The sequence below is a fragment of the Mucilaginibacter flavidus genome, assembly GCF_024055575.1.
Classification (GTDB): domain Bacteria; phylum Bacteroidota; class Bacteroidia; order Sphingobacteriales; family Sphingobacteriaceae; genus Mucilaginibacter; species Mucilaginibacter flavidus.
This window is the reverse complement of record NZ_JAMXOE010000005.1, coordinates 124,750-145,605: the sequence shown is the minus strand read 5'-3', so window position 1 is coordinate 145,605 and position 20,856 is coordinate 124,750. Positions and strand designations below refer to the sequence as shown.

The following is a 20,856-nucleotide window of genomic DNA, read 5'->3' as shown; positions in this document are numbered from 1 at the left end:
GCTGGAGGCCATAATTCCCCCCTTTAGGGGGCCAGGGGGCATATGAAAATTATCACTTATAACGTTAACGGTATCCGCTCGGCAATCAACAAAAACTGGTTGGCATGGTTGCAGGCCACCGATGCCGATGTGGTTTGCCTGCAGGAAATTAAAGCTACTCCGGATGTGCTTACCGATTTAAAATTGGTAGAGGATCTGGGCTATGAACATTACTGGTATCCTGCCGAAAAGAAGGGCTACAGTGGCACAGCCATCTTTACCAAACAAACCCCCAAACATGTTGAATACGGCTGCGGCATCAGCGATTACGACCGCGAGGGCCGCAATATCCGCGTTGATTTTGATGACGTTTCTGTAATGAGCGTTTATTTCCCGTCTGGCTCAAGCGGCGACGACAGGCAGGCTTTTAAATACCGTTTTTTAGATGAGTTTGGTCGCTATCTTGAACTGCTGCAATCGCAATGTCCAAAACTGGTTGTGTCCGGCGATTATAATATTTGCCACCGGCCGATTGATATCCATAATCCAAAATCAAACGCTAACTCATCTGGGTTTTTACCTGAGGAACGTGAATGGATGGAGAACTTTTTGGAGTCGGGTTATATCGATACATTCCGACATTTAAATAAGGAGCCGCATAATTATACGTGGTGGAGTTTCCGGGCAAATTCGAGGGCTAAAAACTTAGGCTGGCGCATTGATTATAACATGGCTACACACGCGCTTGAAGAAAATATAAAGCGGGCGGCGATATTGCCGGAAGCAAGGCATTCGGATCATTGCCCGGTGTTACTGGAATTGGACTTCGGCCCCCCGGCCCCCTAAAAGGGGAGCTTTTTATTGAGATGTTTTTAGATTGTCAGTTTTATAGAATTGCAAATCTCGTTGTATATTAGTAGTTATGACACTCGCCCTCCACATCACCATCCAAACTCCACCAGCAGGCCTGGATTATGGCCTGCAGAAAGGCCATGGCGGTAAAGTTGAAATCGAGCAAATCCAACATTCAACCGGACAGGATTTACATTTTGAATGGGTTATAGCTATAAAAGGCGACAAGCAAAAAGATATTGCGCCCGGCTTCGGCGGCCCGTTTGTACAGGGTGCACCTTCAGAAAAATTTCTATATTTAAATATTGGCACTTATGCCGGGCAGCAATTACATTCTGGCTGGCGGCTTAAAATACCTTTAAGAGGCATTACCTGGGACATGATTGACCAAGCTAATGCAGGCCTCGAAACGTACTTGCAGGGCACGGCAAAAAATGGCGCGCCTACCTGCGCAACAGTAAAGCCATTTTCCGGGTGGCGACTAAAAACATTACCAAAAAAATAAAGCCCCCAAATTTGGAGGCTTGAATATCTTAACCAAAAGTTCCCCCTTTAGGGGGCTAGGGGGCTCTACGCTTTCACTCTTTCGACATAAGAACCGGTGGTTGTATCAACCCTTACCTTGTCGCCAATATTGATAAACAGTGGAACCTTTATTTCGGCACCGGTTTCAAGGGTTGCGTTTTTAAGCGCACCGGTTGAGGTATCGCCTTTTACAGCGGGTTCGGTATAAGTTACTTCAAGCTCGGCTGAGGTTGGTACTGAACCCATAATTGGTTCTTCGCTTTCAAAAGCCACAATTACATTCATTCCCTCTTTCAGGAATTTAACTGCGGGGCCAAATAATGCTTTGGGTACGTTGTGCTGGTCGTAAGTGGAGTTATCCATTATCACCAGTTGGTCACCGTCTTCGTATAAATATTGATAATTGTTGGTTTCAACACGTGCGATGGTCACATCCTCATCCGTACGGAAACGGTATTCAACCAACTTTCCTGATTTTACGTTGCGCATACGTGCCTGGTAAAATGCACGTAAGTTACCGGGAGTACGGTGCAAAAATTCTTCTACCTGCAGCAACTCGCCGTTAAAACGGAGTATGTTGCCATTTTTTATTTCGGATGCTTTTGACATAACAATATAAATTGAGGCGCAAACTTAGCGAGTTAACGGGAAAGAAACAAGTGTTGGAGATTAGAGGTTAGTTGATTAGAGATCAGTTTTTCGCAGCGTATCATTTTGGTGTTAGATTAAAATTCTATAATCACATCGTCACTAATTGGATGCCCGGTGCAGGTTAATATCCAGCCATCGGCGAGGTCAACATCGGTGAGCACGTCGTTTTTTGCCATTTCAACTTTGCCGGTTTTGCATTTGGCGGCGCAGGTTGAGCAATCGCCCACGCGGCAGCTGTAGGGGAGTTGGATATTATTTTGCAAAGCGGCCTGCAATATTGATTGGTTTTCACCGACCAAAAGGTCGTACGTTTCGTTTCTAAAATGAATTTTGATATTGCGGGGCGGAAAGCTTACCGTGCATGCAGAAACCGGGATAGTTTCAAGTACAAAGTTTTCCTTACGGATTTGGCCGGTTTCAAACCCCATATAAAGCAGTGTTAACCTAATCATCCGCATATAAGCAAATGGCCCGCAGATGTAGATTTCTGCCTGCGATGGTTGATGTTTTATTTCACTGCGCACCAGTCGCTCAACTACGAGGTTATTCAACCTGTTTGCATCACTGCTCAGTTGGTGGATTATCCTGAACCTATCTGCGTACAATTTTGCCAGCAACTCGATCTCAGTATTAAACAGGATTGATTGTCGGCTAATGTTACTGTAAATAAGCGTAAGCCTGCTTTTGCCCAGTCGGGGCAGCACATATTTTAATTGAGAGAATATTGGCACAATACCGCTGCCGGCGGCAAAAAGAAAAATATCTTTCTCTTCTTCGAAATTACTTATCACAAACCTACCCGCTGGTTCAACAGCATTTAATATATCGCCCGGTTTTATTTTAGTCAGCATAAAACGCGATATCTCGCCATTGGCAATTCGTTTTACGGTGATGGAAAGCAATTCGTCATCGGGCGACGAGCTTAAAGAATAGGATCGCCGTATCTCGTCGGCGTGATGGGTAAACACCAATGTTATAAACTGCCCGGCTTTGTAATGGATTTTACTACCGGATACCTCCCTCAAAAAGAAGGTGGCCGTATCATGCAATTCCCATTTTATGGCTTCAACCTTTAACTGAAGCATAGCTATTACACAGTTATCACTATTTTACCAAACTGGGTCGATTTTTCCATTTTGGCTATCGCTTCGGCCGCGTTGCTTAACGGATAAACCTCGTCAACAGCCGGTATAATTTTATGCTCATTTACAAAATTGACCATTGCCTTAAAATCATCCTCGTTACCCATCATTGTGCCAATTATTTGCAGTTGACGCCAAAATATTTTGCGGCCGTTTAACGGCGGAAAATTACCTGCGGTGCCACCAAAAACAACGATGCGGCCGCCGGGCCTGCATAAATCTGGTAGTTTGGCAAAGCCATCGCCCAGGGCGCTGTCGATTATCACATCAAATCCGCCTAAGTAGTTGCAGTTGTTCGGCCCAATCCTGTGCCTTGTAGTTTACACCGGCCGCCGCACCCAACTTTTTGGCACGTTCAATTTTTTCGCCCGAGCCTGATGTTACAAAAACCGGGCAACCCGCCGCATGCGCAAACTGTAAAGCAGTTGTACCTGTGCCTCCTCCTACGCCGGTAACCAATACTTTTTGCCCTTTTTGCAACTTGCCTTTGGTAAACAGTGCCCTGTAAACTGTTACTCCGGCTAATGGTAATGCTGCAGCCTGCTCCCAGGTTAAATGGGGTGGTTTGGCATGAAGATATTTTGCCTGCACTTTTACATATTCAGCTAGTGTGCCATCATCGGGCAGGCCGAGGATTTTAAAATTGTCTGATTGGAAATTCGGGTCGTCGCCCCAGCCATCGCCCGGGTTGATAATTACTTCCTGCCCAATTAAGTGCTTATCAGTATCGCTGCCAACTTCAGCAACAATACCTGCACCATCAGAACCTAATATGGTTGGGTATTTAATCCCTGCGTATTTACCGATGGTTATCCAGTAATCGCGGCGGTTTAATGCCGCGGCCTTTATTTGTACCAGCGCCTCGCCGGGTGCAAGGGTTGGCTTATCAACTTCTTTATAGATAACTGCCTTGTCTGCTGCTTCGAGAACTATTGCTTTCATAGATGGGATTATATAAAAGCGTCATTGCGAGGAACGAAGCAACCTCTTCAAATGCAAATTATGAACCAATAAAGCTTGTGTTGGCCAAAAAGCGCGCGGCATTTCGTATAAGACAAACATCAGGTAAATTGATTGTCCTACGCAGAGTTTGCTTCGTTCCTCGCAATGACGAGTGAAGGATGTGATCTTGAACCTACGCTTTGCTGTAAAGTTCAGCTACGTGGTTCCAGTTAATAACGTTCCATATTGCCGCTAAATAATCGGGGCGGCGATTTTGGTATTTTAAGTAGTAAGCATGTTCCCAAACGTCGATACCTAAAATTGGAGTGCCTTTTACCTCGGCAATATCCATTAATGGGTTGTCCTGGTTAGGGGTTGATGTTACCGCTAATTTTTTATCAGCCGTAACGATAAGCCATGCCCAACCTGAGCCGAAACGGGTTGCACCAGCTTCCTGTACTTTGGTTTTAAAATCAGCAAACGAACCGAAGGTGCTGGTAATTGCAGCAGCCAAAGCGCCTGTAGGCTCACCGCCGCCATTTGGCGAAAGCAATGTCCAGAACAAGCTGTGGTTGTAGTGGCCACCGCCGTTATTGCGCACAGCAGGCGGAAATTTCGAAATATTTTTTATAATATCATCGATGTTGCCATCAGCTTCAGGCTTGCCTTCAAGGGCTTTGTTTAAGTTAGTAACATAAGCCTGGTGATGTTTGCCATGGTGGATTTCCATGGTCAGTTTATCAATGTGCGGTTCAAGGGCATCGGTAGCGTAAGACAACGCCGGTAGTGTAAAAGCCATAATGAATTAGTTTAAAGTTTTAACGATAGTATGTAACAAATATAAAGCGTTCAAAGTGATATTTGTTCTTATAAATGTCATTCTTTTGAGGAGTTCATAGTTGATTGTTCATAGTTCATAGTAAAAAGAGAGTCAAGGGCCAAGAATCAAGAGCCAAGGAAGCGCGAATTGCAGCGGCTATGAACTATGAACCATCAACTATGAACTAAAAAATCTACTTCCTCTTCGATTTAAAAAATCCCCTCACCAACTCAGCACACTCATTTTCGCGAATACCGCCGGTGATAACCGTCTTGGGGTGTGTTATTTTTTGATTTAAGCGACCAAAGCCCAGCTTGACATCATAAGCACCAAAAACTACTCGGCTAAGCTGGAACCAATAGCAGGCGCCTGCGCACATTACGCAGGGCTCCATAGTTACATACAGGGTGCAATCGCGTAAATATTTGCCACCAGTTGAATTGGCAGCGGCAGTTAATGCCTGCATTTCGGCATGCGCTGACACATCGTTCAGCCGCTCGGTTAAGTTATGGCCCCGGCCGATAATCCGGCCGTTCCAAACTACAACGGCGCCTATGGGTATCTCGTCGGCGGCAAGCGCGGCCTGGGCTTCTTTTAAAGCCTCACCCATAAAAAAGTCGTCGGGCGATATGGTTGGCTCGTCGCCGAAATTAATATACCTCATTTATATAAGTTTACTGCCGTTTGGTACGGGCTTATTAATTGCAGCCAAAACTATGTCGCCATTTTCATCGGCAAAGCCAGTGACCAAAAACTCCGACATAAAGTTCGCTATTTGTTTTTTGGGGAAGTTAATTACGCCTACTACCTGCCGTCCGGGCAGCTCTTCTTTGGTGTAGTGTTTCGTAATTTGAGCGCTCGACCATTTCACACCAAATGGACCGAAATCAACCTTGATTTTATAGGCCGGGTTGCTGGCTTCAGGGAAATCGGCTACTTCTAAAATTGTACCGGCATGGAGTTCTACTTTTTCAAAATCGTGCCAGGTGATAGTTTCCATGGCGCAAAGGTATAAAGCGCCAAACAATTGTGGTACCTATGGGCTGCTTTATTTTATGTTTTTATCCATCAAATCCTTTTTTTATATTCGGGAACTAATAACTATTAACTTCCGGCTGGTTTATCCTGTGAATTAAAGGCAGGGTAGCGTCAATTTAAATATCATGATAAAAAGGATACTGCTTGTTTCCGTTTTTGGCCTGGTTGCATTAAGCTGCTCCGCATCTCAAGGTTATACTAAATTGCCCCTTAAAAAAATTACGACGGGGAAAATACGCATTCACAAAGCTGATACTATCCCCCATGCTGATGTAATGGAAGTTGTGCGTATAGCTATTTATGCCGCTAATGACTTTAATGACCAGGCTGTTGCCAATTTATATACCCCGAATGCTGTTGTTGCCGACGATGAGCCACCATATTCCTGGAATGGTCCTACTGCCGGTATACAATGGGTAAATGCCGTTGAAAAGGCAGTAAAGGATAACCACATTTCAAAATTTAAAGGTGTGATTGACCAGGTGACAGTTTACCAGCAAACAGATGATAATGTTTATGTAATTGTGCCGGTATCCTACAGCGGAGAGTTGCCGGGGCATGCACGTTTTACTGCGAGAGGGGCCTTCGGAATAGTACTGCGGCAGATAAATGGCAAATGGCTCATCAAAACCCAGGTTTGGGTTCCTGAAAAAGGAATGGGAAATTAAGGTTTTTTTGTCCGACTGAAATTATATTTAAAGCAAAAGGCGCATAAGTGAATTATGCGCCTTTCTATTTTTTTACGGGTACTGTTATAATTAAATCGAATCTGTCGAGCCGATCAATCCTTCCGCATGTGTCTTTGGCAATCCTGATGTAAAGGGTGATTTTTTGGTGAACAAGCCCATAATGAATAAAAGACCACCTAATAATACTTCCGGTAAAAACACGCCTTTAAACACACCGGCTGCGCGAACTGAATCAAAAGCGAAGCCATAAATAAACGGCGACATCAATAATATAAAGCCCATCACCACATCAAGCGTGTAGTGTATGCGCACCGGGAATTGTTTGATAAAGCCGGTTTCGTTATTGGTAAATATCGCCATTATTAACTGCAACCAACCGATATATATAGGTAAAAAGAATGCAGCGCTCGAAATACTGCGCAAATCAAATAACCAGGGCGAAGCAATAAGCGTAAGCGCAATTATATAATTTAAAACGCCATAAACTGCTGTTGAAATAAACGGTTTCATATTTTTTATTTTATACGATTTGAGTTTTTATTTTACAACTACTCAATTGCTGTAATTGTTGCCAAAGGTATAAAATTTGAATTTATCTGGAACCCATTTCCTTATAATTCTTACGCAATACTGCAAAATTTTACTATGGACTGCGGTTATTGCCTCTTTTTTACAATTTTTGAGGCTATAAAGGCAATCAGGCCGAACACTATTGCTGATATTATGCCTAAACCCAGGCCGGCAATTGCCATTGCCACACGGGGATGTGCGGCAAACGATTCAGGCATTTTGCCTGCCATAACATCCATTTGTTTATGGCCTGTAATGTATTTTGCGTAAAAAAGGACATGCACAACCGTTATCCACACGCAGTTAACCAGCCCGGTAAAAAATCCATATAAAAAATACTTGGCTGCGCAAACCCGTGCAATTACAGCGGAACAAAAAATAAATATGACTACCCAAAATACAGGTTCAACATCCTGGGGTATTAATGATACAGTGCCAAAGGCCATTATCAACCCAAAAAGCGACAGTTGAAATATAAGTTTCCAGTTCATTGTGAAAGATTTTTTGATATAAATATAAAAAATAGGCTTAAACAAAACAAAGCAATAAAAAATGGCAACCGGGAACGCCCGGCTGCCAGAACAAGCTTTAGGTTAATATCTTAGAGATTAATGTTTTGTTTCAGTTTCTTTAGATGGCGTTAAAAATGACGGCGCCTTAAAAGCGGCTTGCTTTGTTTTAACCATAATTACGCCTCCACGACCTCTTTTTCCGTATAAGGCTAAACCGGTTCCCTCCTTTAGTACGCTAACGCTTTCAATATTGTTGGGGTTTAAATTTTTAATATCATTCACTTCTTTACCGTTCACAACATAAATTGGGTTACCGGCCATAAAGGCGATGCCTAAATCGGAGAGTTTTTTTATAGTGTCCGGTTTGTTGATTGCTCCGTTTTCATTTGATGGCGTGTTGCGGGTCACCGGCTCATCATCATCGGTTGAAAGCGCAAAATTAATCGGAACGGAATAAGCTACCCGTACGAGGCGCCCATTTTGTACGCCCGGTTTCCATTTTGGTGACGAAGAAATAACCCTCAAAGCCTCTCTATCCAACTCGTCGGCGACGCCTCGGGTAACATGAACGTCAGACAATGAGCCGTCGGTTTCAACCACAAAGCTTATTATGACCCTGCCTTGTATGCCATTTTCGCGCATGTTGGCCGGGTACCTGGTGTTTCTGGCCAGGAACATTGAAAACCCTTCCATACCTCCCGGGAACTGTGGAACCTGTTCAACCGATGTGAAAATAGGGTTAGTATTAGCTTCCCTGGCGGCCACCCTTTCAACTTTAGGTGGTGTTTCTGCAATAGAATCGTTTGTTTTTTCAAACTGGGCTTTGGTTTGCCCAGCTGGCTCATGAACCATTGTGGTGCTATCAAGCCTGATGTCGGGCAGCGTAGCCGGAGCCAGCAAAACCTGCTCAACTTTTTTGTTTACAAAATCAACGGTTTCGCTATTGGTTACCGTTGCCGATGATAAAATAAGCATCAAAACAAACAATGGTACCGACAAGCCATATTTAACAAGCGCCATACTATGCGACTTGTTTTTTTGCAGCATTTTAATGCGCTTTTTTAATAAGCTGTGGTTATAAAACGGGTTAACAAACTGGTGTGCAGGTGTGTTGAAAGTTTGACTCAGCAGTAACAAAGCATAGTCACTTTTATTGGTTCCGGCTTTCAGGGCCTGCCTGTCGGCAATATATTCGTGTATGTGTTTAATGGCAAAGCGGTAAAGATATACAACCGGGTTGAACCAATTTATTATCATTACAGCCTCGATTAATAAAACATCGGCACTGTGCCATTGGCGGGCATGCACATGTTCGTGGGCTGCTATTATATGGTTGTGTTCGTGCTTAGGCCCCAGCTTTATTTTTTTGAAAAAAGAAAACGGTACCGCTGCTTCTGGCTGGTTGATAATTTTATTCAATATAACCATTTGCCAGATAAAGCGGCCAATTAAGACTGTCATCCCGGCCAGGTAAATAATTGCCAGCACCTGCCCGATATTTACCTGTGAATGTTGGCTGGGTTTAAATTGATAAACTATTAATGGGCTGTTGTATATAGTAAGCTGAACTTCTTTAGTTATAAACAGGTTTTTTACCCAGTTTGATTGTATCATGGGGATGAAAAACGAAAGCAGCGATGCCGATACCAGGTAAATCCTGTTAAGCTGAAAAAAGGTTTCCTTTCGCAGCAGCAAAACATAAAATCCGTAAAACAATACCAGGTAAATGTTTACCAGCAGTAAATAGTTCCACCCCGTCATGGTTACTTTTCTTTAAGTTTTTCAATTAGTTTCATAATCTCATCAGCTTCCTTAAGGTCGATCTTCTCCTTTTTTACGAAGTACGAAAACATGCGCTTCACCGAATTATCGAAATAACCGTTCATGAGCTTGTCGGTTGCAAAATTCTGGTATTGGTCTTTGCTGATTACGGGGTGATATTCATGACTTTTACCGAATGCGTTGTGGCCTACAAATCCTTTGGCTTCCAAAATCCTTATAATGGTTGATACCGTGTTGTAAGCCGGTTTGGGTTCGGGCAGTACATCAATCACATCTTTTACAAATCCTTTTTGCAATTGCCACAACACCTGCATTATCTGCTCCTCGGCCCGTGTTAATTCTTTAATTTCCATACACTTTTTAATTTAATCTGCTTAGCCTGGCGCAATTTCCGCCTAAAAAATATACCGGGTTTAATTTATCCGGCTGTTGAATAGTATTTTAACCTAAAGGATAAAACAATAATGAGGTTAATATTATTACCTTAAATAATTATTGCGAATAACTAAATTGCAACTAAAATATTAGTTTCGCAAGTTTTATTGAAAATTTATTCGCGATATACCTAAAGCATATTATATACTAAATGAACATAACCTTTCATGGCGCCGCCCGCACAGTAACAGGCAGCAAACACTTACTCCGGTTAGATGACGGAACATCCATTTTATTAGACTGCGGAATGTTCCAGGGGATGGGTGAGCATACCGAAGATCTCAATGAACATTTTGGGTTTAACCCTGTAAAAGTTGATTATTTGATATTGTCGCACGCACATATCGATCATTGCGGCCTTATTCCACGCCTGGTAGCCGAAGGCTTTAACGGCCAAATATTTTGTACCCCACCGACGATGGATTTGGCAAAGATATTGATGATGGATTCGGCTAGAATACAAGAACAGGATACCGAATACAGTAATAAGCACAGGAAAAAAAACGGACTCCCGCTCCTTCACGCATTATATAACGAAGAGCAGGCCATGGAATCATTGCGGCTGTTTAAGATAGTTGAGTATGGCGAAGCGTATGAAATTACGCCTTCGGTAAAATTCAGCTTTACTGATGCAGGGCATTTGATAGGAAGCGCTGCGGTACATTTAACAGTAACCGAGAACGGGAAACAAACAAATATCACTTTTAGCGGCGACGTTGGCCGCTACGGCGATATGCTGCTGAAAAGCCCGCAACCGTTCAGACAGGCCGACTATATTTTACTTGAATCGACCTATGGCGACTCCCTACACAAAGATGTTGGCGCAATTGAAGATGCATTGCTTGAAGTTATTAAATATACCTGTGAGGTAAAGGAAGGGAAGCTCATAATCCCCGCTTTTAGTGTTGGTCGCACGCAAGAGCTTTTATATGCCTTAAATGCGCTTGAATTAAAAGGTATTTTGCCCGATTTACATTATTATGTGGATAGCCCGCTTTCAGAAAAAGCTACACATGTATTAATGGACCATCCCGAGGTTTATAATAAAGATGTAACCGATGTTTTAAAGGTCGATGCGAACCCGTTCGGATTTAAGGGGATGAGTTTTATTCAATCAACCGAAGAGTCGAAGGCGTTAAATGACAACCCGACACCATGTGTTATTATTTCATCATCGGGAATGGCCGAGGCCGGCCGGGTGAAACATCATATTAAAAATAACATTAATAGCGAAAAAAACACCATTTTAATGGTGGGCTACTGTGAGCCAAATTCACTCGGCGGCCATCTTCTACGCCACGACCATGAGGTGTTTATTTTTGGTGAGAAATATGAAGTAAAGGCAGAAGTGCAAGCTATAAAATCAATGAGCGCCCACGGCGACTACGATGATTTACTGCACTTTATAAGCTGCCAGGACCCCGAAAAAGTAAAACAAATATTCCTGGTACATGGTGAATACGAGGTGCAACAGCATTTTAAAGAGAAGATTTTAGCTAAAGGGTTTCCGTCTGTTGAGATACCATATCAACATCAGAAAATAGAAATTTAAATATCTTGGAAAAATTTCTTTGTTTTTAAGAAAATTTTCTACATTTGTATAAGAAATACATCTTATGGCAGCTAAAGTAAAAAATAACAAGCCCAAAATGTACTCAACGGAGCCACTTGTTATCGGGAGTGTTGCGGAATTTGAAGTGCCTTATTTAATTACAAGGCCACATTCTTATACTGATGATATTAACCTGCTTGCCCAGTCAAAAAAAGGCTTAAACGCCAAAGCGGCCCTTGAATTTCTTTCTTTATCCGGTTTTACCCAGGATGAGTTCCAGGAAACATTTAAAACTACGGTTAAAACCATACAAAATCATGTAACGCGTGAGCTAACGCTCGATGCTGCTCTTAGTGAAAAGCTTTTAAAATCATTTGCGCTTTTTGATAAAGGCGCAGAGGTTTTTGGCACTGCGGATAGCTTTCATCAATGGCTGCATACGCCTGCGTATGGGCTTGGTAACCAGTTGCCATTTACTTTAATGGATACCATCACCGGTATACAGCTAATCGAAGAAGAACTCATCCGCATTGAGTTTGGTGATTTAGCCTAAACAAGGTATGCTGGTATACCGCATTATACTTTCAAAGTACTCGCAAAAACTAATCGCATCTGGCAGGGCAGCACGTTGGAACCCTAATGATGTGGAAATGATTTATACTGCGTCATCACGCTCGCTGGCGTGTTTGGAAAATGTGGTTCACCGCAGCGGTAAAGGCCTTAACCAGGTTTTTGATGTATTGACTATTGATATCCCACAGCACATCAAAATAAAAAAAATCCTTTTAAAAGATTTGCCTGCGGACTGGAAGGATTACGACCAGGTTTACCTTACCCAGCGAATAGGAGAAAAATGGACAAGTGACAATGATACCGCGGTATTACAGGTGCCCTCATCAATTGTAAGCGAAGAAGTAAACTACCTGCTGAACCCGAAGCATAAAGATTTCGGGGAGATAAAGATTGTGAAACGACAATCTTTTGTATTCGACAGCAGGATAAAGGCTTAAAAAAAGCGCCTGATGAAGATTGTTACTTCATCAGGCGCTTTTTAAATTCCTATTAAAATTAATTCCTGGCTGGCTGCGGTTTTGGCAACTCTTTGCGCGGAATCATTTCATCGCGCTGCGAGGTATTGTAAACAAACGATGCTACAATAGTTGCTGCTTGTTTTAAATCATCCTCGCTTAACTTATCATAAGTATCCTGGTTGCTGTGGTGTGTACGTGAGCCATAATCCAACGCGTCCTGTATAAACTGGAAGCCGGGGATGCCTACCGCGTCAAATGATACGTGGTCGGTGCTGCCGGTATTGCTGATGGTAACGGTTGTAGCGCCAAGATCTTTAAACGGAGCCAGCCATGCTTTAAATATTGGCCCCGCTACCGAATCTCCCTGTAAATAAATGCCGCGTATTTTACCGCTGCCGTTATCAAGGTTATAGTAAGCCGAAACTTTTGCCTGTTCAGGCTTTAGCTCCATAGTTTTAGGGTCGCCGAAATGGTTAAGCACATACCCGCGCGAGCCGAATAAGCCCTGCTCTTCCGAGCTCCACAAAGCTATGCGGATGGTGCGGCGTGGTTTGAATTCAACTGCTTTTAATATGCGCATCACTTCCATCATCACAGCGCTGCCGGCTGCGTTATCAGTACCGCCGGTTGCAGCATGCCACGAGTCGAGGTGGCCGCCAACCATAACAAGTTGTTCTTTTAATTTAGGATCGGTGCCTGGTATTTCGCCAACCACGTCATAGCCCTGCAAGTCATCGGTAAAAAACTGGGTTTTTATGTCGGCCTCAACGCTAACTTTTATACCGGTCTTAACCAGTCGTAAAATACGCTGAAAATCTTCGCCGCTTGTTTCAAGTTCAGGCGATACCTTCTTAGCTGTATCGGCGTATGATGCTCCGTTGGTGGTGAATACTGTGCCATCGGCGCCGCGGGCCTGGGTTAAAATTAAGCCAACATTTTCGTCCATTAAAAATGTGTTAATGGCGGCACGCATTGCGCGAGCTTTTTGAAACGCAGCAGCGTTTGCATTTGGTCCGCCGCGGCGCTGACCAGGGGCCTGTGGTTTGGCAGTCGCCATTTTGTCAAGGTCTTCGTCGGTATACCGAACTCCATCGGCTTTGTAAGTACGCTCAACACCTGGTTTGGTGTCAAATATTACAATTTTACCTTTCAGCGTGCCTTTGTATTTGTCAAGGTCGGTAGTGGTGTCGGCTTTTACCAAAACCACATCGCCTTTAATAAGGCCATTTGTACTCGGCGTCCATGCTTTGGGGATTGCTATCAGCGCATGATAGTACGGAACTGTCATGGCTACATAGTTTTTTTGAACCTCCCAGCCTTTGCCGAATTTACCCCAGGCTTCGCGTTTGGCGTTTGCCATGCCCCAGGTTTTTAATTCATTTACGGCCCAATCCTGCGCACGTTTTAAGCCGGGCGATCCTGACAAACGCGGACCTGAAACGTCGGTTAAATGGAAAGCAATATCCATCACTTTTGAATGATTGAGGCCTTCTTCCCGGATTTTTTGAACCATCGCCGGATCGGGCGTGTCCTGGGCAAATGCAGTGCCCGCAGTAGCCGCTAAAAGCAGGCAGGTGTAAAGTAAATTTATTTTCATACAGAGTTAATAGTTTTCCAATTGAGGCCCGAGTTGTTTGCGGGCATAAATTGTTCAGTTAATAATGTTGTCAGTTGCAAACAAACTTATTTATTAAAAATTGCAAAACTCAAAATGCCTGTTAACAAAGTTGTTACAAGTGGTAATTAATTGGGAGTATATTTGACGTATGAGTGAGTATTGTTTGGACCGGACTGCGTTTAAAGCACAAACTGCGGACGAAGCTGTTAAAAGGCAGGCTGAATATTCCAGATCATTAACATGGTAGGAAAGATTACGTATCGCAAATTATCTGAATAGCATAGCATATAATTATCCGGAAAACAACCCTCCCAGATTGGACAGGACAACTTTTAGAGCGGGAAACCAGGCTGAAATTAACGCAGAGGAAGACGCCAAAGTAAAGCAATGTAGCCAAGATTAACGAACCGTTTTTCTTGACTCTTGTGTCTTGATTTCTTGTATCTACCTTTTAATTTATCAGTAACTTATAACCCCTCCCATGTACGTTAATTATCTCGACCGATGGGTCGTCTCTTAAATACTTTCTAATCTTACTTAAAAAAACATCCATGCTGCGGCCGTTAAAATAGTTGTCATCGTGCCATATGTTTAGTAATGCTTCTTCGCGGGTAAGCACTTCGTTTTTGCGGATACATAACAGGCGCAGCAATTCGGCCTCTTTGGTCGACAATTTTTGCTGGGTATCGCCAATAGATATTAGTTGCGAAGTGTAGTCAAAAGTATAGCGGCCAAGCTTAAATGTGGTTTGCTTTTCCTCTTCATGCTTTTCGGAATTGCTGGTGCGTTTTAGCAATGCATTTATGCGCAGCAATAACTCTTCAATACGGAAAGGCTTGGTAATGTAGTCGTCGCCGCCTAAGTTGAAGGCCATGGTTTTATCTTCAATCATGCCCTTGGCGGTAGCAAAAATTATAGGTACATGGGAGTTGATTTTTCGGATGTCCTTGCCCAACGTAAAACCATCCTTTTTGGGCATCATCACATCAAGTATCAGCAGGTCGAAAGTGTGTTTGGTAAAAGTTCGCAAACCTTCTTCGCCGTCTTTACATAAAACAACATCAAACTTGCCTTTTAACTGCAGGTAATCCTGCAACAGCAGGCCTAAATTCGGGTCATCCTCAACAAGTAGTATTTTTTTCATGTTATGTAGTCCGGAAAGTCGGGAAAGTCCGAAAGGTCCGAAGATTATTTTACTCGGAAAGTTCGGGAAGACCGAAAGTCCGAAGATTGTTTTTAGTTTAGTAAGTTGCCTTTTCCACAGCGATTGGCCTAAAACCCCTCGCTATGCGTAAAATCCTCCGCAGCGTCTTCCGGATTTTTCCGTCTTTGCTGACTTTTCGGACTATGCTCTACGCCGCGTGGAATTTCAATTCAAATTCCGAACCTTTTTCTTTTTCCGATTTAACGCTGATAATGCCATTCAACCGTTTTACAACCGTATTAACGTAGCTTAAGCCAAGGCCAAAACCTTTAACATCGTGCAGGTTGCCGGTTGGTATGCGATAAAACTGCTCAAATATTTTTGTTTGCTGATCGCGGCTCATGCCTACGCCCTTATCGGCCACTTTAATAACCACCTGCCCGTTTTTATTGAGGGTGCTTATGGTAATGTCGGGGCTGTCCACGCTGTATTTTATGGCATTGTCTATCAGGTTATAAATTACGTTCGAAAAATGCAGTTCATCAGCGCTTATAACGGCACTTTCGGCATCCAATTGCAGGTGTGTAACAGCGTTGGCTTTTTGCAGCTTAAGTTCCATGCTATCAACCACCACAGCAATCATCTCATTAACATCAATTGGTTTTTTCTCCAACTTAAAGTCGTTTTTCTCAATCCGGGCAATATTTAAAACGCGTTCAACATGGCTTCCCAGGCGTTCATTTTCCTCGTAAATGATATTTGCAAGGCGTGCCACCCGGCTTCTGTCCTGCGCAATTTCATTGTCCTTTAAAGCCTCGCTGGCAATCATTATAGTTGATACCGGGGTTTTAAATTCGTGGGTCATGTTGTTGATAAAATCGGTTTTCATTTCAGATACCTTTTTTTGCTTAAGTATGCTGAAAATGGTGTAGCCGAAACATAGCACCAGCACCAATAACAGGCCACCAGTAGTAGCCAGCGATGCCGTCATCTTGTTTACCAAAAGCACATTCCGCTGCGGAAACACCAGTTTTATTAAGCCCGGGTCATTTATTACGTCCTTGCTGAATATGGGGGTTTGGTAAGTATTCGCGTCATCAAACGATGGCTTAGCACCTGTTATATCGTTGGCTTTCGAAAAAATAAGCGAATCTTTATTTGCGAGGCTAACTTCGTAGCTGAACGGCAGGTTAATTCCTTTGTTGTGTAATTCGAACCGAAGCAGTGTATCAATCCAAAAAGGGTCGAGGCGAAATTTTAAAGGTTCGCCATATTTGCCATACTCTTCGGCCAGGTTTGCAATTACGGTTGTTTTTGTATTATTCTGGGGGGTGTTTTCCAGCGAATCGTTCTCCAGCAATTTTCTTACCTCAGTCAGCTGCTTTTCCTTCAGTTTCCTGTCCTGCTCGCGTGCCCATTCTGCATTAATATGGGGTACAGATATTACCTGCTTGCCAAATTGCGGATCGCTGTAGATATACCTTACGGTATCATATTTATGCAGTTTCCTTTTTACCAGGCCGGTTGAAGGTACTTTTACAAATTCGGGTGTTATTCGCTGGTGGGTAACGCCCAACTCATCAGTAAACTCTTCAAAGCGGAACTGAAGGTCGAACTTTCCTCCCTGGGTAAGGCGGGTGAACTCCTCGTCCATTTTTTTATTAAGGATCAGCTTACCAAGGCTATCGCGTAAAATGGCAAGTTTTTTTTCACGGCTGGTTAGCTTCTTTTTTGTGTTTACCTTGCCCAGGTCGGCGAGATTGCCATTGTCGTTAAAATACTTGTTTTTCAGCGCATTTTGTTCTTTTTGACGAAGGCGGGCCCTGGCGTTCAGGAAATTTAAGGCATCGTGCCGGGTAACTTTGGCTACAACATTATTAAGGGCCTCATTTACGTTGCGGTCGAACAATTCAGACTGTAACTGGTACGATTGCCGCAGAAAGTAAAGTTGCATAACTATTACGCCCAAAAGCGCGAAGCTCATTAAGCCAATAATAAATGCGATACTCCTTTTCTTCATTGTAAAAACAAAAATATTTTAAATAAACTCACCAATTTTGCTTTTAACAAAATTTAACAAATAATAACCCTCTTTTAACGCCTTGAAATATAGTTGTTTGTTAACTTTGATAGTTAATTACTCTTGCCTCTGTAACATTAATGCAGGTTAAATAATATTTAAATCCTCATTAAAGTTAATTAACTTAAATAAACATACCCCAACAATGAAAAATCTTTTAAAAAAACCCGGCTTCGAATTTGTTTTTTCGATGGCATTAGTGGCAATACTTGCCCTGCCGCCTGTATTGATTGCGCAAAACAAAACGCAGAAAGATATGGAGATACGAATTGAAAACGGTGACACCACAATCAATGGTAAGAATATCAAATCACTATCGGCCGAAGACCGGCAAATCGCGCTGACGGATATTAATAACCTGCGCGGCAACATGAACGACCGACAGCTTAGTAACAACGGACGCGGTAATTATTTTTTTAAGCGGATTGATACCACCGGCGGCAAAACAATGCGCATGGAATTTAGAAGACGAGGGCAGGGAAATGGAGACGAGCCGATGATGAGCAGGCGCCTAAGGGAAGACACGCTGACGGTAATGACAAGGCGCGGAAAAATGGGCGATGGGAACAAAAAAATGACCTTCAGTTATCGCTTTGATGATGAAAATCCGGATGATGTACGACCGGGCGAAAGGACCTTTAGCCGCATGCCGATGCGCGAAATGCGCAGGCACGAACGCCGTAACACCCAAAATTTTGATTACGAAAACACCAATAACGACGGCGTTGTAACACACCTTACCTTCCATGTTTCAGAAGCAACTGACGATGATTTAAAGCGGATGGAGTATGTTGAAGGGCCTAAATTTGATATTAAAGATTTAAACATTTCGCCGCAATTTTCGAGCGGCAAAATTTTGTTAACGTTTGACCTGGCAACAAAGGCTCCAGCTGTTGTAAAATTAAGCGACAGTGAGGGAAAAACCCTTTGGACTGAAAAAACAGCTAACGGCGCCTTCAGCAAGAGCTTTGCGTTAGGGCTAAACGGTGTTTACTATCTACAAGTAAAACAAGGCAAAAATATTTCGCTGAAGCGGATAATGAAGGAGGAGTAGTTGGCAGTATGCAGTTGCCAGTTTGCAGAAGATAAATTCGCAACTTGGCGGCTGTTCGTTTGTTGAACCCAAGATTAAAAAGAAAGCCATTTGCAATTAAGCAAATGGCTTATCAATTTCATCACTGCAAATTGCCAACCGGCAACTGCAAACTTATCTTAGAAAGGCAAATCATCCTCATCAGGTGTTGCGCTGATATCTGCTGGCGGGGCATATTCAGGGGTGGAAGCGGCTCCGGCTCCGGCCAATACGTTTATTTTCCAAAGCTGCATCGAGTTGAAATAACTCTTCTTGCCTGTTTTGTCTGTCCATGGACGGCCTTTTAAATTGAAGAATACTTCAACGTCATCACCAGTCTTAACATTGTCGAGCAAATTGCAGCGGTCTTGTATCGCTTCAAACTTTAAATACTCCGGGTATTGCGGATTTTCAATATATTCAAGTATCAGTTCTCTCTTTTTTAACGACTCGGTTACCTGTGCAGTTGGCCCTACTTCGTGTACTTTACCCTTAACTTCCATAATTCAAAAAAATTTAAAATGTAAAGTTAATAGTTAAGAAGTAAAATCGAGCGTATTTAATTCATAAATTCGCACAATATCATGCAAGTTTTCCACACTGAAAATAAAATAATCATAACCTGCAACAAAAGGTTATCGCCTTACCTGCAGCAGGAGGTTGAAGATTTAGGCTTTAAGCCCGTTCGCGTTTTTCAAACCGGCGTTGAGCTTTTGGGCACCGTTACCGATTGTATAGCGCTGAATTTAAACCTGCGCTGCGCCAGCCAGGTGCTTTATTTAATAAAAAGCTTTAAAGCTGCCGACCCCAAAGAACTTTACGAAGAACTGCTAACCATTGAATGGGAGCAACTCATTGACTTTTCCGGGTACTTTTCGGTAACGTCAAACGTAAATAACGAACATATACTTACGCCGCTTTTCGCCAATGTGAAGGTTAAAGATGCAATTGTCGACAGGATAAAATCTGTAAAAGGCATCAGGCCGAACTCGGGCGCCGAAGCTAATAAAACTGTGGTGCACCTGTACTGGCAGGATAGTGATGCCGATATATTTTTAGATACATCGGGCGAAACGCTGGCCAAACACAGCTATCGTAAAATACCGGGAAAGGCCCCAATGCTGGAGGCTTTGGCCACATCAACTATAATGGCTACCAACTGGGACAGGAAGAGTACATTCATTAACCCGATGTGCGGTTCAGGCACGCTTGCCATCGAAGCCGCTTTACTAGCTACAGATAAGCACCCTGGCCTGTTCAGGATGAATTACGGTTTTATGCACATTATGGGCTATGATGAAACGGTGTTTTTTACCGAACGCCGCAAACTGAAAGATAAAGCAAAAAAAGAAACCGGCTTTAAAATTATAGCCACCGATATTTCAGATGATGCGGTCGACATCGCCCAAAAAAATGCAAAAACTGCAGGCGTGGACCACCTGATTGAGTTTAGCGTTTGCGATTTTGCCGACACGCCTGTGCCCGAAGAACCTGGCGTTATCATGTTTAATCCCGAATACGGTGAACGCCTGGGTGTACATACCAAACTGGAAGCTACCTACAAACGCATTGGCGATTTTATGAAAAAGGATTGCCTGGGCTACCGTGGTTATGTATTTACCGGCAACCCCGACCTGGCAAAAGTTATTGGTTTAAAAGCTTCGCGCCGTATCGAGTTTTATAATGGCAAGCTCGACTGCCGGTTATTAGAATATGAGCTTTACACTGGCAGCAAACGCGAGCCAAAAGAGGTTTAAGGTGATTAATTGAGTTTTGAATTTTGAGTGCCGGATAAACATAAATCGTGATTATGCGTTATCACAAATTCAATGCTCACTATTAATTATTAAATGAAGAAAATTACAATATTAGCAATAGCCTTATTAGTATCAGTTAGCTGTTTTGCACAAAAACAGGCTGCATTCCCTTTTAAGGGAGGCAAAGATGCCATGACAAAGTTTTTTAAGGACAGTGTCTCCATTCCGCAGGAAATTATTAAGCGGCGCGTTACCGGCGTGGTAATGTTAAAATTTACCGCCGACGATAAAGGCGACGTAAGTAAAACCATTATCTATTATGCTGATGATGTTTACTTAACCATACCGGTAAATGATGCGTTAAGAAAATCGGCCGGAAAATGGGTTATTGATGCTAAGGAAAAAACCCATGACTTTGTAGTGCCGTTTTACATCCGTTACAACCTGCCCGAAGTTGACGATGCCGAGCTTGCAAAGGCTGCCCTTACCAATTACCGCAACAAAAAGCCGATTTATTCGAACAACCAGATACCGCTTGATATGGTAACCTTATTACCTGCGGTTACTATTAATTACGATGTTGTTTTGTAGAGCGGCCTAAATTGGGCTAAAGCCCCTCCGTTGTTTTTATTTTTATCCGTCGGCTAAAGCCGACGGCAATGAAG

The 20,856-nt window shown here is 43.0% G+C and carries 24 protein-coding genes; 9 read left to right on the top strand and 15 right to left on the bottom strand.

The genetic code is table 11. The features are described 5' to 3' along the window. The first annotated feature begins 42 nt into the window (after nt 1-42). Together NAF19_RS11035 and NAF19_RS11030 are read left to right on the top strand one after the other, a co-directional pair. A complete protein-coding gene (locus NAF19_RS11035) occupies nt 43-825 on the top strand; it encodes an exodeoxyribonuclease III (protein WP_252790102.1) in 783 nt (260 codons plus the stop codon). 76 nt (nt 826-901) lie between these two features. Then, the gene (locus tag NAF19_RS11030; protein ID WP_252790101.1) at nt 902-1,336 is read left to right on the top strand and encodes a DUF5990 family protein; all 435 of its coding nucleotides are present in this window, start codon (nt 902-904) and stop codon (nt 1,334-1,336) included. A 65-nt stretch (nt 1,337-1,401) separates the two neighbouring features. Here the strand turns inward: NAF19_RS11030 and efp are convergent, their stop codons facing one another. The 7 genes from efp to NAF19_RS10995 form a co-directional block, all read right to left on the bottom strand. Beyond that, on the bottom strand, nt 1,402-1,965 hold the full coding sequence (efp, locus tag NAF19_RS11025; RefSeq protein WP_252790100.1) for an elongation factor P: 564 nt from the start codon (nt 1,963-1,965) through the stop codon (nt 1,402-1,404). 116 nt (nt 1,966-2,081) lie between these two features. Next, nucleotides 2,082-3,092: a ferredoxin--NADP reductase gene (locus NAF19_RS11020; RefSeq protein WP_252790099.1), complete on the bottom strand. Its 1,011-nt coding sequence runs from the start codon at nt 3,090-3,092 to the stop codon at nt 2,082-2,084. Between the two features lie 5 nt (nt 3,093-3,097). Continuing rightward, nucleotides 3,098-3,415, bottom strand: coding sequence for a zinc-binding dehydrogenase (locus NAF19_RS11015; RefSeq protein WP_252790098.1), 318 nt, complete (start codon nt 3,413-3,415; stop codon nt 3,098-3,100). A gap of 1 nt (nt 3,416) precedes the next feature. Then, the gene (locus NAF19_RS11010) at nt 3,417-4,091 is read right to left on the bottom strand and encodes an alcohol dehydrogenase catalytic domain-containing protein (RefSeq protein WP_252790097.1); all 675 of its coding nucleotides are present in this window, start codon (nt 4,089-4,091) and stop codon (nt 3,417-3,419) included. 193 nt (nt 4,092-4,284) lie between these two features. Next, nucleotides 4,285-4,890, bottom strand: coding sequence for a superoxide dismutase (locus NAF19_RS11005; RefSeq protein ID WP_252790096.1), 606 nt, complete (start codon nt 4,888-4,890; stop codon nt 4,285-4,287). 214 nt (nt 4,891-5,104) lie between these two features. Beyond that, on the bottom strand, nt 5,105-5,575 hold the full coding sequence (locus tag NAF19_RS11000) for a nucleoside deaminase (RefSeq protein ID WP_252790095.1): 471 nt from the start codon (nt 5,573-5,575) through the stop codon (nt 5,105-5,107). Next, a complete protein-coding gene (locus tag NAF19_RS10995) occupies nt 5,576-5,911 on the bottom strand; it encodes a tRNA-binding protein (RefSeq protein WP_252790094.1) in 336 nt (111 codons plus the stop codon). 163 nt (nt 5,912-6,074) lie between these two features. Between NAF19_RS10995 and NAF19_RS10990 the strand changes: the two genes are divergently transcribed. Further along, on the top strand, nt 6,075-6,617 hold the full coding sequence (locus tag NAF19_RS10990; protein WP_252790093.1) for a Cif family virulence factor: 543 nt from the start codon (nt 6,075-6,077) through the stop codon (nt 6,615-6,617). Nucleotides 6,618-6,707: 90 nt separating this feature from the next. Here the strand turns inward: NAF19_RS10990 and NAF19_RS10985 are convergent, their stop codons facing one another. From NAF19_RS10985 to NAF19_RS10970, 4 genes are all read right to left on the bottom strand, one after another. Beyond that, entirely contained in the window at nt 6,708-7,148 is a 441-nt protein-coding gene (locus NAF19_RS10985; protein ID WP_252790092.1) for an SPW repeat domain-containing protein, read from the bottom strand. 146 nt (nt 7,149-7,294) lie between these two features. Then, on the bottom strand, nt 7,295-7,699 hold the full coding sequence (locus NAF19_RS10980; RefSeq protein WP_252790091.1) for a hypothetical protein: 405 nt from the start codon (nt 7,697-7,699) through the stop codon (nt 7,295-7,297). Between the two features lie 117 nt (nt 7,700-7,816). Then, nucleotides 7,817-9,481, bottom strand: coding sequence for a M56 family metallopeptidase (locus NAF19_RS10975; RefSeq protein ID WP_252790090.1), 1,665 nt, complete (start codon nt 9,479-9,481; stop codon nt 7,817-7,819). Between the two features lie 2 nt (nt 9,482-9,483). Then, a complete protein-coding gene (locus NAF19_RS10970) occupies nt 9,484-9,855 on the bottom strand; it encodes a BlaI/MecI/CopY family transcriptional regulator (protein ID WP_252790089.1) in 372 nt (123 codons plus the stop codon). A 233-nt stretch (nt 9,856-10,088) separates the two neighbouring features. On the opposite strand from NAF19_RS10970, the gene NAF19_RS10965 reads away from it, so the two are divergent. The 3 genes from NAF19_RS10965 (at nt 10,089) to NAF19_RS10955 (ending at nt 12,499) form a co-directional block, all read left to right on the top strand. Then, complete coding sequence (locus tag NAF19_RS10965; RefSeq protein WP_252790088.1) at nt 10,089-11,489, top strand: MBL fold metallo-hydrolase RNA specificity domain-containing protein; 1,401 nt, start codon at nt 10,089-10,091, stop codon at nt 11,487-11,489. A gap of 64 nt (nt 11,490-11,553) precedes the next feature. Further along, on the top strand, nt 11,554-12,042 hold the full coding sequence (locus NAF19_RS10960) for an Xre family toxin-antitoxin system antitoxin (RefSeq protein WP_252790087.1): 489 nt from the start codon (nt 11,554-11,556) through the stop codon (nt 12,040-12,042). Nucleotides 12,043-12,049: 7 nt separating this feature from the next. Next, the gene (locus NAF19_RS10955; protein WP_252790086.1) at nt 12,050-12,499 is read left to right on the top strand and encodes an RES family NAD+ phosphorylase; all 450 of its coding nucleotides are present in this window, start codon (nt 12,050-12,052) and stop codon (nt 12,497-12,499) included. A gap of 58 nt (nt 12,500-12,557) precedes the next feature. On the opposite strand, the gene NAF19_RS10950 is transcribed toward NAF19_RS10955, so the two are convergent. The 3 genes from NAF19_RS10950 to NAF19_RS10940 form a co-directional block, all read right to left on the bottom strand. Next, nucleotides 12,558-14,117 (bottom strand): M28 family metallopeptidase, encoded by a 1,560-nt coding sequence (locus tag NAF19_RS10950; RefSeq protein WP_252790085.1) that lies wholly within the window; start codon nt 14,115-14,117, stop codon nt 12,558-12,560. A 472-nt stretch (nt 14,118-14,589) separates the two neighbouring features. Further along, nucleotides 14,590-15,282, bottom strand: a complete 693-nt coding sequence (locus NAF19_RS10945; RefSeq protein ID WP_252790084.1) for a response regulator transcription factor — start codon at nt 15,280-15,282, stop codon at nt 14,590-14,592. A 208-nt stretch (nt 15,283-15,490) separates the two neighbouring features. Next, entirely contained in the window at nt 15,491-17,302 is a 1,812-nt protein-coding gene (locus NAF19_RS10940; RefSeq protein WP_252790083.1) for a sensor histidine kinase, read from the bottom strand. A 205-nt stretch (nt 17,303-17,507) separates the two neighbouring features. Between NAF19_RS10940 and NAF19_RS10935 the strand changes: the two genes are divergently transcribed. After that, nucleotides 17,508-18,416 (top strand): T9SS type A sorting domain-containing protein, encoded by a 909-nt coding sequence (locus NAF19_RS10935; protein WP_252790082.1) that lies wholly within the window; start codon nt 17,508-17,510, stop codon nt 18,414-18,416. A 158-nt stretch (nt 18,417-18,574) separates the two neighbouring features. Here the strand turns inward: NAF19_RS10935 and NAF19_RS10930 are convergent, their stop codons facing one another. Further along, nucleotides 18,575-18,937 (bottom strand): DUF3127 domain-containing protein, encoded by a 363-nt coding sequence (locus NAF19_RS10930; protein ID WP_252790081.1) that lies wholly within the window; start codon nt 18,935-18,937, stop codon nt 18,575-18,577. 81 nt (nt 18,938-19,018) lie between these two features. Here NAF19_RS10930 and NAF19_RS10925 point away from each other — a divergent pair, with 81 nt between their 5' ends. Together NAF19_RS10925 and NAF19_RS10920 are read left to right on the top strand one after the other, a co-directional pair. Then, nucleotides 19,019-20,191, top strand: coding sequence for a THUMP domain-containing class I SAM-dependent RNA methyltransferase (locus NAF19_RS10925; RefSeq protein ID WP_252790080.1), 1,173 nt, complete (start codon nt 19,019-19,021; stop codon nt 20,189-20,191). Nucleotides 20,192-20,284: 93 nt separating this feature from the next. Next, nucleotides 20,285-20,782, top strand: a complete 498-nt coding sequence (locus NAF19_RS10920) for a hypothetical protein (RefSeq protein WP_252790079.1) — start codon at nt 20,285-20,287, stop codon at nt 20,780-20,782. Nucleotides 20,783-20,856: the final 74 nt, after the last annotated feature.

Excerpts from the sequence above, each read along its gene's own strand:
- NAF19_RS10960 (WP_252790087.1), top strand. The coding sequence starts at position 11,554 with ATGGCAGCTAAAGTAAAAAATAACAAGCCCAAAATGTACTCAACGGAG.
- NAF19_RS10925 (WP_252790080.1), top strand. The coding sequence starts at position 19,019 with ATGCAAGTTTTCCACACTGAAAATAAAATAATCATAACCTGCAACAAA.
- NAF19_RS10955 (WP_252790086.1), top strand. The coding sequence starts at position 12,050 with ATGCTGGTATACCGCATTATACTTTCAAAGTACTCGCAAAAACTAATC.
- NAF19_RS10930 (WP_252790081.1), bottom strand. The coding sequence starts at position 18,937 with ATGGAAGTTAAGGGTAAAGTACACGAAGTAGGGCCAACTGCACAGGTA.
- NAF19_RS10950 (WP_252790085.1), bottom strand. The coding sequence starts at position 14,117 with ATGAAAATAAATTTACTTTACACCTGCCTGCTTTTAGCGGCTACTGCG.
- NAF19_RS11020 (WP_252790099.1), bottom strand. The coding sequence starts at position 3,092 with ATGCTTCAGTTAAAGGTTGAAGCCATAAAATGGGAATTGCATGATACG.
- NAF19_RS11030 (WP_252790101.1), top strand. The coding sequence starts at position 902 with ATGACACTCGCCCTCCACATCACCATCCAAACTCCACCAGCAGGCCTG.
- NAF19_RS10945 (WP_252790084.1), bottom strand. The coding sequence starts at position 15,282 with ATGAAAAAAATACTACTTGTTGAGGATGACCCGAATTTAGGCCTGCTG.
- NAF19_RS11010 (WP_252790097.1), bottom strand. The coding sequence starts at position 4,091 with ATGAAAGCAATAGTTCTCGAAGCAGCAGACAAGGCAGTTATCTATAAA.
- NAF19_RS10970 (WP_252790089.1), bottom strand. The coding sequence starts at position 9,855 with ATGGAAATTAAAGAATTAACACGGGCCGAGGAGCAGATAATGCAGGTG.
- efp (WP_252790100.1), bottom strand. The coding sequence starts at position 1,965 with ATGTCAAAAGCATCCGAAATAAAAAATGGCAACATACTCCGTTTTAAC.
- NAF19_RS10990 (WP_252790093.1), top strand. The coding sequence starts at position 6,075 with ATGATAAAAAGGATACTGCTTGTTTCCGTTTTTGGCCTGGTTGCATTA.
- NAF19_RS10995 (WP_252790094.1), bottom strand. The coding sequence starts at position 5,911 with ATGGAAACTATCACCTGGCACGATTTTGAAAAAGTAGAACTCCATGCC.
- NAF19_RS10965 (WP_252790088.1), top strand. The coding sequence starts at position 10,089 with ATGAACATAACCTTTCATGGCGCCGCCCGCACAGTAACAGGCAGCAAA.
- NAF19_RS11035 (WP_252790102.1), top strand. The coding sequence starts at position 43 with ATGAAAATTATCACTTATAACGTTAACGGTATCCGCTCGGCAATCAAC.
- NAF19_RS10985 (WP_252790092.1), bottom strand. The coding sequence starts at position 7,148 with ATGAAACCGTTTATTTCAACAGCAGTTTATGGCGTTTTAAATTATATA.
- NAF19_RS10975 (WP_252790090.1), bottom strand. The coding sequence starts at position 9,481 with ATGACGGGGTGGAACTATTTACTGCTGGTAAACATTTACCTGGTATTG.
- NAF19_RS10980 (WP_252790091.1), bottom strand. The coding sequence starts at position 7,699 with ATGAACTGGAAACTTATATTTCAACTGTCGCTTTTTGGGTTGATAATG.
- NAF19_RS10920 (WP_252790079.1), top strand. The coding sequence starts at position 20,285 with ATGAAGAAAATTACAATATTAGCAATAGCCTTATTAGTATCAGTTAGC.
- NAF19_RS10935 (WP_252790082.1), top strand. The coding sequence starts at position 17,508 with ATGAAAAATCTTTTAAAAAAACCCGGCTTCGAATTTGTTTTTTCGATG.
- NAF19_RS11000 (WP_252790095.1), bottom strand. The coding sequence starts at position 5,575 with ATGAGGTATATTAATTTCGGCGACGAGCCAACCATATCGCCCGACGAC.
- NAF19_RS11005 (WP_252790096.1), bottom strand. The coding sequence starts at position 4,890 with ATGGCTTTTACACTACCGGCGTTGTCTTACGCTACCGATGCCCTTGAA.
- NAF19_RS10940 (WP_252790083.1), bottom strand. The coding sequence starts at position 17,302 with ATGAAGAAAAGGAGTATCGCATTTATTATTGGCTTAATGAGCTTCGCG.